Genomic DNA, 12,987 nt, shown 5'->3' with positions numbered 1-12,987 from the left:
TGCTGAATGTGTTACTTTGTTGCAAAAAAGATTAAATTGTTGTAGCCTTTCAATCGGTTGTAGGGAACACCCATTTCTTTGTATAAGTCCGAAAGCGATTTTATTTCTATATTTTGAAAACCGTTATCTTTCAAATGATCATACAATCCTTCTTTAGAAAAATAATAACCTTTTATATTAAACCCATAAAACCCGGTATTACGATTGCCTACCTCATTGCGGAGAAACGGTTTGAACAGTCGGCGTAACCAGAAATACACCGTTTTCTGGGGAGTACCCACTTGATTGTGAACGACACCAATTAAACAACCGTTGGGTTTTAAAATGCGATGCACCATTTGAAAAAGAGCATAGCGTTCTTTTTGTGTAGCCACAAAGGTGAGAATACAACTCATCAAGGTAACCAAATCATAGGTTGCCTCGGGAGCCGTATAGGTTACCGCATCTTGAACGCCTAGTGTCACTTTATCGGAGAATCCCCAACGTTGGATATTTTCTCTCCCTTTGGCAATCATATTTTCAGAAATATCCGTAGCATAGATTTTCTGAATATCCATAAACTCTAAAAGCCCTTTTACCTCACGAGCTGTCCCGCATCCAAACACTTTAGCCTGTTGAATGGAAATTTGTTGTGCTTGAAAATAAGCTACTGCTTTTTCATACAAATACGCTTCATAATTGGACGTATTATCTACCGTCTTATCCTGAGAATAAATCACGTCTTCACGCTCCCAGAATTCTTTATTTTCAATCTTCATTTTATCCTTTTATCCGTTTTAAAAGTTTTGCAATGTGTCCTTTATAGGGTTTTATCCAAGTGTCAAAGTAACGAAAAATTTTAAAGCGAATCGGTTTCAGTACACGGTAATAGGTTCCATCATGAAAATAGTAGGGAACTGTAACGAAACTTCCTTTAAACGCTTTAACTCCCTCGGATCCCCCCAATGAAATATTGTAGCCATCCATTCCCTCTTGAAGCGCCATTTCTATCACTTTCATTTGAAGATAATGCCCTGTATGTCGGGGGGGCTTTTCTTTTTTAGTGCCACCCATGACAAAGGTGTAATACTGTCCCGCTTTCAAAAATAATCCTGCGCCTTTGAGTTGCCCGTCCGATGTGGTGGTCAAAAATTTTAATCTCTCTTTGCCAATCAAGTTGAGTATTGTTGGACCGATATCCGACCACGATCGAATTTGATACCCATTTTCATCAGCATTTTCCTGACATAAGGCGTAGGCTTGAGCCACTTCTTCAGGAGTTAGGGCATAGGAAAGTTTTTCGTTTTTCCGCATCCCGCTACGAACATCCCGACGAAAAGAGGCCGAAGGAAAGGATTCAATCAAACCCTCAATTGTTTTTTGACCCGAGAGGTCCACCCAATTAAATCCCGGACAGGAGTACACATACTTGAAAGCATTTCCCATTTGAAATTCATGAGGAATGTAGTTTTCATTGAATGGATACATGGGGCGACAAGATTTGGTACCCATGGGAATTGTAAACTGAATCATGCAGGCACCCACCGCTTGAGCACGTTTCACAGCCGAATCCAAACAGGCTTGAATAACCTCGGGCGCTGTGCCTACAGGTCCGTAAGGAATAATATAAAATCGAAAACCCAGCACTTTGGCAATAACAGCACCGAAACCTCCTTGAATTCCACCCGCCGTTTGATACACCCCAATTTCCGCTTGAAATCCGTAGTTCCGGTAGGAATGTAACCAATCGGAATACAACAAATGTGAGCCTTGTGGATACTGCTCCACAAAAGTATCCCAAGCTTCAAAATCAGCCGTAGTGGAAGGAAATTGTATCATGATGTTGTTATGCGATAGTTTAATTGACCGTCACACACTACTACGCAATGGCCCGAAGCATCGCAGGTGAGTACCGTTTTTGTAAATCCTTTGACATAGGTCATCCATTCTTCAAGTGTAGGATTCCATACAACTTGCTCGCGGATTTTATCACCCAAATATTCAAAATTGACGCACACCTTAGGGTTTACTGTTTGGTCATTCAACAAAAGACGACCGCTGTGGTAAGCCAAAGGAACCGAAAAATAAGTATGAGCAATAAAAACGCCACTATCTATAATCAAATCGTCGACATTGGAGGGACACAACGCGCGTTCAAAATCGACCATTTCGATAGTTTGAAAAATAGCAACGGGATGTTTATCAAATGTATATTCAAAAAAGAGGGTTTGGTAACGAGCCAAGGGAAACGCTTCGCTGGCACGGGAACGCCAACCGAAGATTACTCTTGAAAGTGGACCGGATAAGCGTACTATTTTCTTTACAAACTCGGGAAACTGTCGCCATTGTCTACGGAATACCAACTCTTTGAATTGTGAAGCCAACGATTTATACTGACGAATCAGGGATTCTTGGGCATAATAATGAAATAAAATTGCTTTGATGAGCAAAGAAAGTCGGGTGACTATTCCAAGGGATTGATTTCCTTTATAAAAAGTCTTTAAGGTAAAATGCTGCGGATTAAGTTGATTTATCACACCTTTTGTGGCGGTACCACAATCCACATAATTCCATAGATTGACGATTTTTTTGACGGACAATTGTTGTCCCAACCAAGAACCACTTTTTCCTTCATTGGCATACAACGACACATTGTATGGTTGGTAGCCATGATCAATCCAAGTGGGCATGGGGACCGGGGGAATGGTTGTTTCAAATTCCTGAAAAGCGGCTTCCTTGTCCCGAATCGATTGGGTCAACGAGTGACATGCCAATTCATGCCCGTCGTTAGCCCATGCCTGCAATAAAGCCTCATCCCGTTCCCAAGAAGCATTATCCTCACGCTTGGAGAAATGGTGTAAAAACATTCCTTTGGTCACCCGAATACCACATTCTCGGAGGAATTCGCGTTGGATTTCCAAATTTTCGGGCGTATCAAAATCACAGTGATCGGTAAAACAAGCTGTGGCAGCAAACGGAATAGACGCCCTGCTCCACGACACAAATTGTCTAGAAAAAAGCAAGCCTGGAAGCGCTGGTAAAGGCATAACGCCCGCCACCGACTCCAATTGGCGCTCGTGACGCATTCCAGTGTAACGGGTTAGCACCTGAGCCTTTTCGGGATAAAACCACCAACGCAAACGATTAGGGTAGCGCGCATGGAGTTCCCAATGACCGCCTTGAATAGTGGCTTGAATCAGTTGCCCATTGGCCAATCGCACCACTTTGGGCACCATCAAACCGCAATAGACGGGGTGTTGTTGGGGCAAATCTTCCCAGCGGTAGGCGTGATTTTGAAAGGCCTTTAAGGGAGAATCAAAAACAAACTCCAACAAACAGGATTCAGAAAAATCGGTCACAACGAAGCCTTCAGGCTGCCATTGCAACCCGTGTAACGCGGTATCCAATTTCCGACGTATCCCTTGTTTTTCCCAAATAACCGAAACGATCATATCACTGTGTTCGTTTGCCTAAAGCCATTAACTTTTTAGCATAAAAAACCGATTTTCGGTATTGCAAAATACGCAATGGCAACCAGAATATACGCATGGGCAACGTCCAAAATTTTCCTTTGAAAAGATAAAAAACAAAGTATTTTACCCAGTATTCTTTGCGCTGTTCGGCGGTAAAATGCTTGTGTAATTGGTACATGATGGTAGGACTAGGCACAGGACGAATGGATTTTACTGGCGTGTCCAATTCCCAGGGTTGGGCTTTGCGTTTTTTCCCCATCAACTTCGCCTGACTGCCCCAAAAACGATACCCTCCCATCGGGGGTTTTAAATGTAAATTGGTCGAAAAAGGATTAAACAACACGTCAACGCCAATTTTCGTCAGGGACAATCCAAAATCACTGTCTTCGCCATAGCCCCCATCGAAATTGATGTCGTTTCCGACTAGGGTTTGCACATGCTTGCGAAGCACACAGGAATTGGCGTTATTGAAAGTGGCAGCACAACCTACTAACCAGCGTTGTCCTTTATAATTTTGCAATTTATGGGCTAAATCGGTTAGGTCCTGTTGCTGGTGGTCGGCACGAATATCCAACCCATTGGCTGCTCCCGCGCCGTACGTTTGCAACAAACGAATATGATTTTCTACAAAATCAGGAGGTATGCGTATATCGTCATCTCCAAAAATGATAAAGTCCCCCGTACATAAAGCAATGGCTTCATTGCGAGCCCGACAGCTTCCTTTGGTCGTTTGCCAACGGAAAATCACCTCAAACGGATAATCTTCAGGGCGGTATAACGATGAATCTCTCGCATTTTCGGGAGTGGCATCCACCACAATAACTTGTGTCGGAAGATAAGTTTGTTGCTTTAAATCGCTTAACAAATTTAGCGTAAAATCTTGACGCATCATCGTGGGGATAATATAACTCACCGTAGGATTTCCTTGAATGGGTTCTAATGGTTTGGGCGGAATGACCGGCATGTCTTTTTTTAGGTTAAGACGGGATTTTGCTTTCGCCAAGGCCCACCACTCCAAGGGATTCCACCCTTTTCGAAGCGCCATGTACACCGCATGGGAAGGAATAAAATTACGACGGTAAAAATCGTAACGGTCTTGACGACTAATTTTTGGAGTCGCTTGTGGTGCCACGGGAAAAAGTCCTTTCACATACATCGGAATCGCTCCTTGATAGCGTAACGCATTGAATCCGAAATCGAAGGCCGCCATAACAGGATTGGTATAGTTGGTATCAAATCCTTGCAAGGTGTCCCAAACCGACTTCCGCACCACAAACGCGTCAGGATTGATACGCCAACTTACACATTGATCCAAATCGTCAAAATCACTGACAAACCAGAAGAATACTACGGCTTGGTAGACTATATCGGAAAAAGCATTTTTAAATCCTTGGTCAAAAGACGCATGCCAAAGATCACCATAACCTTCTGCCAACGCCTCCAACTTAGTCGTATCGGGTTGCCCCAAGTAGTAAAGCGTTTCTCCTTTTGTGGTAGTATAGGTTTGAAAGTTCATGTTTCAAAAATCGTTCAAATTCCCACAAATGTAGGGAATTCTAGGGGATTAGCCTATACGATTAAAATCAAAAAAAGAAAGCGATCGTACAAAAAGTGTTTTAATTTTTGGCATGGATTTTAGCTTGGTAATATGCTTCGTGTTGGGCTGCTATAGTATCCAGTTGAAACATGTGTCGCACCTTTTCTTGGGCGGCTTTACCAATATTTACAGCCTTTTCTGGGTTTTGAAGTAGGGATAAAATACGTTGGGCAAAAGCAACATGATCCCGAGGGTCGGCCAAAAGGCCATCTTTGCCATCGGTTATAATTTCAGTAGCCCAGCCAATATTGGAGGCCACCACGGCTTTTCCCATCGCCATTGCTTCAATCCAGGAAACGGGAAGTGCTTCGGCAAAAGAGGGAAATACACACACCGCTGCCTCGTCCAAATAGCCTTGCACGGCTTCATAAGGGACAGCCCCTACATAGTGCACATTTTGAAACGCATCGGGGTGAAAAAGCGGCTGCATTAAATCCCAAGTAGGTTGCCATTGGGTACTGATGTCTAAGGCATTGGTTCCCACCAACACCAACTTTACCTCGGGGTCGTTTTGGAAAATAGCATTAAAAATATGCGGCAATTCCATCATCCCTTTTTTGCGAATTAAGGTCCCTATATACACTATGGTTTTGGTTTTTGCTGCTTGGGGTACACGGGTGAACTGTTGGGTATCCAACCCATTATGAATAACCATATACGACCGCTGTAATCCAAACAAAGCATTGGTGGTTCGACCTGTGAAATCACTAACCGCTATGATTCCATCGGCTTTGCGTAGTGCGCGACCTTCTAAAAATCGATTCTTAAATTTCATTTTTCGGTTTTCCAAATGGCAAAAGTATGTGTCGCTGCCGTGCAACTTTATGATGACAGGACATTTTTTGGGTTGAACAAAAGCCGAAAAACCTGTCCAATCGGGTACTTCCACAATATCCATTTTTCCCTCAGCATGCAATTGATTTAGAAGAGCTTCTACCTTTTTTTGAGAAAAATATAATGAAATACCTCGTACAACCACATTTTTCACCATATAAATCGTAATGCCCTCTGTTTCAAAAACAGCATCCTCTTTTTGCGCATATAAAATAACGGTAGCCTTATGTCCCCTTGCGATAAGTCCTTTGGCAAGGTTATAAATACTGGTTCCAATGCCGCCAGAAGACCCAACACGGGGGTGCGGAAATTCCATAGAAATAAAACCAATATGCATCATGCGAGGGTTGACATTTGAAAATGAATCGCTCCAAATATAGCCATTATTTTTGGAAGCATCCTTCGTTAATCGCCTTGACGAGCGCATCAGTAGCCGCTAGACGACCACGGTAATTCACGTGTATAGCATCGTAATAATACTTCGCCTCGGAAAGATATTGCGAATGATTTAGGATACGGTAATCAGGATGTTGCATTACGACTTGGGTGTGGTACTGCGGCGCTTGATAGACGATCAAACGGGTTTGATGCTGTGCACATAAGTCGGCGATACGTTGTAAAAACGGATTCTTCCACAAAAGGGTTAAGGTTTTAAAAGGCACCTTTTTGGAAATCCCTTCTCCCGGATAAGCATAATCACCATGGGCATCAAAACGATTCTTCCGTTGGGGTTGCACCATACCCAAAAGCGATGGGACAATTAATTCGGTATTGTAATAGGCCACCCCAATAGCTGGAATGTACTGCGAAAACGTGAGGGGTTTGAAATATCCAGACTCCATTTCGGCGTAATAGTCGTGGACATAGGATTCATTGACAAAAGGTAAAAACCGATAATCATTATTGTTCAACGAGGGCTGCGCATTATTGGCATCCCAATAACTTACGGCCAAAATACAATTCTTCGCCGTTTTTCCTTGGGCAAAAAAATGCTGCAACATCAAATAGTTGGAGCTTAAAGAGGTGTCGTCGATACTTAAATTAAACCCTTGTAGGCCCGTGAGACTGTCGATGCGTTGGGTGTTTAAAGTCGTTAATCCGATACTGGATCCGATGACCACATAATCTAAATTTTTGGGCGCGTAATGTGAAGCAACATACGAGGGTTTATAAAACGAGGATTTTCGCAAACCGAACAATACCGCCATCGCCAAAACGTTGACCAGCAAAAATGCCCCAAGACCATACAGCGCTATTTTCTTTAAAAACTTTTGCATCAGAATTGAAAATAGATGAAACTCATTTGATTGCGATACGTACCCATAGCAAACAACATGACGATAACCCAAAGGGTCCATCGCGGTGAAAATACAGGTTGACTTTGTTTGGTAAACACCCAATACCCTTCTTGAACTAGCAGGTAAAGTAGCGCCAAAACGGTAATTCCGGTTAGCAAGGTATACTTGGCATTTTTATAGAAAAAGTCAAAATCAAAAGGATACAATTGGGTCATTCGCGTGAGATAATGCACGGCATCGGTGAGCGAATCGGCCCGAAAGAAAACCCAAGCGATACTCACCAACACAAAAGTGGTCAGCATTCGAAATCCATCCGACCAGCGATAACCCGTTTGATGCACCGTATTTCGGTTACGTTGCTGGAGCAAAAGCGGAATAAACAACAAAGCATGCAGCAATCCCCAAACGATAAACGTCCAATTGGCGCCATGCCAAAAACCGCTTAGCAAAAAAATCACCATCACATTCCGCAGCTGACGCATTCGGGTGCCTTGACTACCGCCCAACGGTATATAGATATAGTCCCGAAACCAGGACGATAGTGAAATATGCCATTTGCGCCAAAAATCGGCAATATCGGTCGCGAAATAGGGAAAGTTAAAGTTTTTAAGCAATTGAATTCCAAAAAGTTTAGAGGTTCCCAACGCAATATCCGAGTAGCCGCTGAAGTCACCATAAATCTGAAAGGAGAACAAAAACATGCCCCCAAGGAGTTCTCCTCCTGAAAGTGAACTGCTATTTTTAAAAATTTCATCCACAAAAAAAGCGCAATTATCGGCCACAACCACTTTTTTAAATAAACCCCAAACGATTTGTTGTATCCCTTCAACCGCCAAGGGGTAGGAGAATTGGCGTTTGACCTTTATTTGAGGAAGCAAATGGGTTGCACGTTCTATCGGACCTGCCACTAAAAGTGGAAAATAAGTCACAAATAGGGCGTACGTAATGGGATTTCGTTCGGGTTCGATACGATTTTTGTAAATATCAATCACATACGAGAGTCCGTGAAAAGTATAAAAGGAAATCCCCACCGGAAGCACCAGCGAAAGGGTCACCACATCGACCTTAAGTCCCATCTGCCCCATCAACGATTGAAACGAAGTTGCGAAAAAATCATAGTACTTAAAAGCGCCTAAAAAACTGAGGTTGACGCCGATACTCAACCAAAACCAAAAGGTCTTTGCATGCTGTGTTCGGGCTTGGTGCATGCGTAATCCGGTGTAGTAATCGAGTACGGTAGAAAACAAAAGCAAGAACAAAAACCGCCAATCCCAACACGCATAAAAAAAGTAGCTGGCCGCCAATAAAAAAGCGTTTTGTATCCACAATGCCTTTCGAGACAAGCTCCAATACACCCCAAATACGAAGGGTAAAAAAAGTAAAAAGCCTATGGAGTTGAAGAGCATTCGCGCACGATATTTAAATAATTTTCAACCATTTGACCCAAAGTATATTGGCGTACTTCTGGACAACGATGCAAGCCATTTTGGAGCATTCTCGGATTCAAAAGTAGCGTTTTTAGGTGATGCGACAATTCATCCACTCCTCCTTCTTCAAATAAAAGTCCGTTGACTCCGTGCTGAACCAAACCCAATACATTGCCCTGGTGTCGTGTAGTGATTACGGGCAGGTTGGCCATCAAAGCCTCAACCACAGCATAGCAAAAGGTTTCTCCGTGAGAGGGATGTAGGAGCGCGTCAAATTCGTGGTACCGCTGATGTAACGTTGACACACTTCCTTCAAAATGAATAACCGAATCCAACTGATTGGCGGTGACTTGCTGCTGTAATGCTGCAGCGGCAGGTCCTTCTCCAAAAATTGAGATTTGAAAATGGGGCAATGCGGTTCGATCCAACTGTGCTACAGCCGCAACAAGATCGTGGAGCCCTTTTTCGGGGCGCAAATGCGAAGCGGTTAAAAAATGATAGCGCGGTGTAAAATCGGTTTTTTGAATCAAGGTTGCATTGGCAATTCCATTGGGAATTACGCGAATTTTATTAGGAGGGATCGAACCGAAATCGGTAATGAGGTCGCGTTTCATCGCCTCGGATACTGCAATAAATAGATCGGATGATGCTTGATAACGCCATCCTTTGATCCGTTTTTTAAGGCGCTTTTTCCAGGAATATCCTCCGGCAGGACGCGGATTGTGGTCAACGGCAACGATACGGGCTTGCGACAGTTGACGCACTTGTGCATAAAAAGGGGTGCAGAGTTCGAGAAAATGGGTAAAAATAACCCGATAGTTTTTTTGGGGCAATTGCGCTAAAAAAACGGTTTCCAAGGCTTCGGGTTCGGCCGCCATCAATGAAAAAGAGGCATAGTCTAAATGGGTTGCCGTGTTGGGAAAATACCAATCGACAGCGATGCCGGCAGCCAAACATTGTTGGTTGAATTGCACAAAAAAATGATCCATCCCTCCTACCCGTTCGGGCATCAAACGGTAGTTACACACGACAGCAATATGCATGGGCGTCACGACCATTGGTAAAGGGTTTCAGCAATTCGAGCACTGGTTCCGTGTAAGGGCAATCCGATTTCGAGGTCGATGAGTTTTTGCCGTTGTGTAGCGTGTAGATCAGGCTGTGCTAGATATTGTGCTATGGCAGTTATCAAAGAGGCTTCATCCAAAGCAACTTGAGTGGCACCTGATTGGATGACATGTTCTATATGAGCATACTTTAAAAACCGTTGGTCATCATACAATCCATTACTTTTATTCCCAAAAACTGGATTCACAACAGGTTTATTAAATTGCATAAAATCAAGACTCATTGTAGACAACATATTTACGTTAAGTGTTGAATACATCAAAATAGCTCTCAAATCCTTCACATCTTCTATGGAAGGGATACGTTGCGACCACGATTCTTGGTGGGAACTTCTGGACAATTCCCATTTCGGGAAGTTCCACTGAATCCAAGGGAATTCCGAAACTAAATTTTTGAATCGAATAGGATCCTCTGCGGGTGAAGTTCGAACCAAAAGATTGGCTTTCGGTATTTTTTTTACCTCAATTGCTTTGGCAATACTTTGAATATAAAGTTCGTCATTTTTACTGGTAGAGCTATCACCACAGCTAAAACAAATGGTAGGAAATTCTTTTTTCAATTGAAACTTTGTATAAAACGCTTCTTCTGAGGTTTCATAGCGCGAGAGCACATAAGGCTCAAATTGAGGTGTTCCTACAATGGCGATTTGATGCTCTTTAACTTTCTCATAAAATGACTTCAAATCTTTTTTCATGAGTTTACTCCACACTAAATAATAGTCGAAGTTTGCCGCCATTCGTCCTTTGGAAGCTAAGTTATCCCAACTAAAAATGAAAGTAGAGGTGGTTATCTTTTGTTTTTGTGCACGGTATGCAAGAGGAGCGATAAAAGGAGGTCGTTGGTGGGTGAAAAACAAATGGCTAAATCTTTCTCGCGTTAGAATAGCTTCGTAATTTTTGGTAATACGATGATTTTTAAAACATAACTGTTGCCAGTTATAATATCGTTGAATCCATCTTTCTGAGTGGAAAAAATGGGTAAAGCGAAAAATCAAACGTGTTGCAATGCCACGGGAGGTCATCGCTTTGGTTGTATTGGTTTGTAAATTATCTTGAATACCGTAGTTTCCCTTTTGATGTTTTTTCAAATGAGCTACTTCTTTCGATTTCCGAAAAAACCATTGGAAGAAATTTTCTTCAAGCGCTTCCAATTCGATAACCCTCACTGAAAGTTTCAAATCAATATAGGCTGTATGAGGAAGGTACGAAAGAATGACCACTTCATCAAATTGTTGTACAGCCTCTTGCATAAAATCACTCAACAAGTAATTTCGGAAACCAACCCCATCTGTGATGACCACACCTAATTTTTTCATGGGTCAAATTTAGAGATAAAAAAACGCTGAACCAAAGCCCAGCGTTTTAATGTTAGTTTCTTTTTGTATTAGTTAAAAACAATCTTTTGGGTATCGGCTTTTTTTTCCATTGATCCATAAACTCACGCCATATACCCCTGCACCAAAATTGTCCTTACGTAAGGATTTTTGGATGGAGTTACCTCTTTCATCGATCGTAAAAAAGGCACGAACACGACCATTGGCATCAAATAAATTATAGCCTGTGCTACACGTCTAAAAATAATATAAATCACACGTGTTGAAGACGAATTTTTCCTATCTTTGAAGAAAAGTAAGTTATGAATACAAAATTGACGCTTGTACTTGAACAAGAAATTATACAAAAAGCTAAAGATTATGCGAAAAAAAACAACCGTAGTCTTTCAAATATCATTGAGAGTTATCTAAAATCATTAACCAAAGAAGATGTTAAAAAAGAAGCTGTGAAAGTTAGTCCAATTGTAAAATCATTACGAGGATCTTTCAAACTCTCAAAAGATATAGATTATAAAGAAGAACTTATCAAAGCCATCGAAAAAAAACATTTATAAATGGATAATGTATTGATTGATTCCGATGTTATTCTCGACTTCTTTTTCGACAGAGAACCTTTTGCCGAATATGCTACTGAAATATTTACTTTGTGTGAAAATGATAAAATTAAAGGTTTCACTACTCCAGTGATAATAAGCAATGTTTACTATTTACTAGTAAAGTTTGCAAAACATGAAATTGTGATTGAAAAGCTAAAGCAGCTCTTGAGAATTATCGATATTGCTGAAATCAATAAGGAAGTAATCATTGAAGCGCTTAATTCAAAATTTAAAGACTTTGAAGATGCAATGCAAAATTATGCTGCGGAAAATAGCAATTCAATTAATATCATTTTAACGAGGAATGTAAAAGATTATAAAAAAAGTAAGCTGGCAGTTTTTAGCCCGGAAATGTATTTAAAGAAATAAAATAAGTGCTAACAGTCATCAACCACTGATGCTAGATTTTGGTGACTACTACTATAACTTTCACCCAAAACTATGAGCCTTTTAGACAGCTCACAAGCTTTGAAAAAAATATAAAATCTCCGATTGCAATACGCAATTAGGAATTTTTGGATAAACCTACCCCGCAAACGTTAAAATTTCTTGGCGGGTTAACGAAAGGGTTTGGTGCGGGTACGCCAGCTTTGTAAAATAGGTTTCCACCCATTCATACGTGGGCGCTCCGTTGACGATATGATACGTGGCTATCGCCATTTTGGGCCGTAACGTTCGCAATGTGGTCGCGGCGCCTTCCAAGGCTTCAATCTCCGCCCCTTCAATGTCCATTTTTATAAAATCCAATCGCGTCAATCCCAACGATTGTACCCAAGCATCTATGGTAAGGGCTTGCTTTTTGACAATAGACTCTGTACCAGAAAACCAAACGGCCGAAGAACCGACCGTACCCGATTCTTGAAAATCAACCCAGGTATTAGCATTCCACAACAACTCAGACTGCACCACAATTCGGTCTTGCAACTCGGAGTTAATTGCCAAATTCCGCTGAATATCGCGAAGGTTATGCGCATCGGGTTCAAAACAATACACCTTACCTGAAGGCCCTACGAGTTGGGCAAAATACAAGGCCATCATGCCTACATTGCCGCCCGCATCCATGACCACATCACCGGGTTGGGGTTTGTAAAATTTTTGATAGTAAAAAAAATCGTTGGCCACCGTATACACCGGATCGACCGTGCGAATAGAAACACCCTCAATCGTAGTGCAGTAAATCCAACCGGAAGCGGTGGTCTCCAAAGCAAATCGAATACCCCGTGGCGCACGCCATTGGTAATACCTTAACTTTATTTGCTCCCGAAACATGCCTTGAGGCAGTAAGCGACTGAGGATCGATTTGATTCTTTTTTTCACAACAACTC

Annotated in this window: 12 protein-coding genes; 2 read left to right on the top strand and 10 right to left on the bottom strand. The window is 41.9% G+C overall.

Annotation, left to right across the window (positions count from 1 at the left end; all coding sequences use genetic code 11):
- Positions 1–11 precede the first annotated feature (11 nt).
- From ABWO12_RS04785 to ABWO12_RS04745, 9 genes are all read right to left on the bottom strand, one after another.
- Complete coding sequence (locus ABWO12_RS04785) at positions 12–758, bottom strand: methyltransferase domain-containing protein (protein WP_353087646.1); 747 nt, start codon at positions 756–758, stop codon at positions 12–14.
- Between the two features lies 1 nt (position 759).
- A complete protein-coding gene (locus ABWO12_RS04780; protein ID WP_353087645.1) occupies positions 760–1,818 on the bottom strand; it encodes a GNAT family N-acetyltransferase in 1,059 nt (352 codons plus the stop codon).
- Positions 1,815–3,431, bottom strand: a complete 1,617-nt coding sequence (locus ABWO12_RS04775) for a hypothetical protein (protein ID WP_353087644.1) — start codon at positions 3,429–3,431, stop codon at positions 1,815–1,817. Before ABWO12_RS04775 ends, ABWO12_RS04780 begins: the two co-directional genes overlap by 4 nt.
- A 1-nt stretch (position 3,432) precedes the next feature.
- Positions 3,433–4,968 (bottom strand): glycosyltransferase family 2 protein, encoded by a 1,536-nt coding sequence (locus ABWO12_RS04770; protein WP_353087643.1) that lies wholly within the window; start codon positions 4,966–4,968, stop codon positions 3,433–3,435.
- 100 nt (positions 4,969–5,068) lie between these two features.
- Entirely contained in the window at positions 5,069–6,199 is a 1,131-nt protein-coding gene (locus tag ABWO12_RS04765; protein WP_353087642.1) for a glycosyltransferase family 4 protein, read from the bottom strand.
- A 67-nt stretch (positions 6,200–6,266) separates the two neighbouring features.
- A complete protein-coding gene (locus ABWO12_RS04760; protein ID WP_353087641.1) occupies positions 6,267–7,160 on the bottom strand; it encodes a hypothetical protein in 894 nt (297 codons plus the stop codon).
- Positions 7,160–8,587: an MBOAT family O-acyltransferase gene (locus tag ABWO12_RS04755; RefSeq protein WP_353087640.1), complete on the bottom strand. Its 1,428-nt coding sequence runs from the start codon at positions 8,585–8,587 to the stop codon at positions 7,160–7,162. Before ABWO12_RS04755 ends, ABWO12_RS04760 begins: the two co-directional genes overlap by 1 nt.
- Positions 8,569–9,666, bottom strand: coding sequence for a glycosyltransferase family 4 protein (locus tag ABWO12_RS04750; protein ID WP_353087639.1), 1,098 nt, complete (start codon positions 9,664–9,666; stop codon positions 8,569–8,571). Before ABWO12_RS04750 ends, ABWO12_RS04755 begins: the two co-directional genes overlap by 19 nt.
- Positions 9,657–11,048: a hypothetical protein gene (locus tag ABWO12_RS04745; RefSeq protein WP_353087638.1), complete on the bottom strand. Its 1,392-nt coding sequence runs from the start codon at positions 11,046–11,048 to the stop codon at positions 9,657–9,659. The genes ABWO12_RS04750 and ABWO12_RS04745 overlap by 10 nt, the downstream gene beginning before the upstream one ends.
- Positions 11,049–11,368: 320 nt before the next feature.
- Here ABWO12_RS04745 and ABWO12_RS04740 point away from each other — a divergent pair, with 320 nt between their 5' ends.
- Together ABWO12_RS04740 and ABWO12_RS04735 are read left to right on the top strand one after the other, a co-directional pair.
- Entirely contained in the window at positions 11,369–11,620 is a 252-nt protein-coding gene (locus ABWO12_RS04740; RefSeq protein ID WP_353087637.1) for a DUF6364 family protein, read from the top strand.
- A complete protein-coding gene (locus tag ABWO12_RS04735; RefSeq protein ID WP_353087636.1) occupies positions 11,621–12,031 on the top strand; it encodes a type II toxin-antitoxin system VapC family toxin in 411 nt (136 codons plus the stop codon).
- Positions 12,032–12,187: 156 nt separating this feature from the next.
- On the opposite strand, the gene ABWO12_RS04730 is transcribed toward ABWO12_RS04735, so the two are convergent.
- Positions 12,188–12,979 carry an FkbM family methyltransferase gene (locus tag ABWO12_RS04730; RefSeq protein WP_353087635.1) on the bottom strand — a complete coding sequence of 264 codons (792 nt, stop codon included), beginning with the start codon at positions 12,977–12,979 and terminating at the stop codon, positions 12,188–12,190.
- Positions 12,980–12,987: the final 8 nt, after the last annotated feature.

Origin of the sequence: Flavobacterium sp. (assembly GCF_040379285.1) — a bacterium.
Lineage (GTDB): Bacteria > Bacteroidota > Bacteroidia > Flavobacteriales > Flavobacteriaceae > Flavobacterium.
The sequence above is the reverse complement of the archived record's forward strand: the minus strand, read 5'-3'. Positions and strand labels throughout refer to the sequence as shown.

Excerpts from the sequence above, each read along its gene's own strand:
- ABWO12_RS04785 (WP_353087646.1), bottom strand. The coding sequence starts at position 758 with ATGAAGATTGAAAATAAAGAATTCTGGGAGCGTGAAGACGTGATTTAT.
- ABWO12_RS04780 (WP_353087645.1), bottom strand. The coding sequence starts at position 1,818 with ATGATACAATTTCCTTCCACTACGGCTGATTTTGAAGCTTGGGATACT.
- ABWO12_RS04775 (WP_353087644.1), bottom strand. The coding sequence starts at position 3,431 with ATGATCGTTTCGGTTATTTGGGAAAAACAAGGGATACGTCGGAAATTG.
- ABWO12_RS04770 (WP_353087643.1), bottom strand. The coding sequence starts at position 4,968 with ATGAACTTTCAAACCTATACTACCACAAAAGGAGAAACGCTTTACTAC.
- ABWO12_RS04765 (WP_353087642.1), bottom strand. The coding sequence starts at position 6,199 with ATGGAATTTCCGCACCCCCGTGTTGGGTCTTCTGGCGGCATTGGAACC.
- ABWO12_RS04760 (WP_353087641.1), bottom strand. The coding sequence starts at position 7,160 with ATGCAAAAGTTTTTAAAGAAAATAGCGCTGTATGGTCTTGGGGCATTT.
- ABWO12_RS04755 (WP_353087640.1), bottom strand. The coding sequence starts at position 8,587 with ATGCTCTTCAACTCCATAGGCTTTTTACTTTTTTTACCCTTCGTATTT.
- ABWO12_RS04750 (WP_353087639.1), bottom strand. The coding sequence starts at position 9,666 with ATGGTCGTGACGCCCATGCATATTGCTGTCGTGTGTAACTACCGTTTG.
- ABWO12_RS04745 (WP_353087638.1), bottom strand. The coding sequence starts at position 11,048 with ATGAAAAAATTAGGTGTGGTCATCACAGATGGGGTTGGTTTCCGAAAT.
- ABWO12_RS04740 (WP_353087637.1), top strand. The coding sequence starts at position 11,369 with ATGAATACAAAATTGACGCTTGTACTTGAACAAGAAATTATACAAAAA.
- ABWO12_RS04735 (WP_353087636.1), top strand. The coding sequence starts at position 11,621 with ATGGATAATGTATTGATTGATTCCGATGTTATTCTCGACTTCTTTTTC.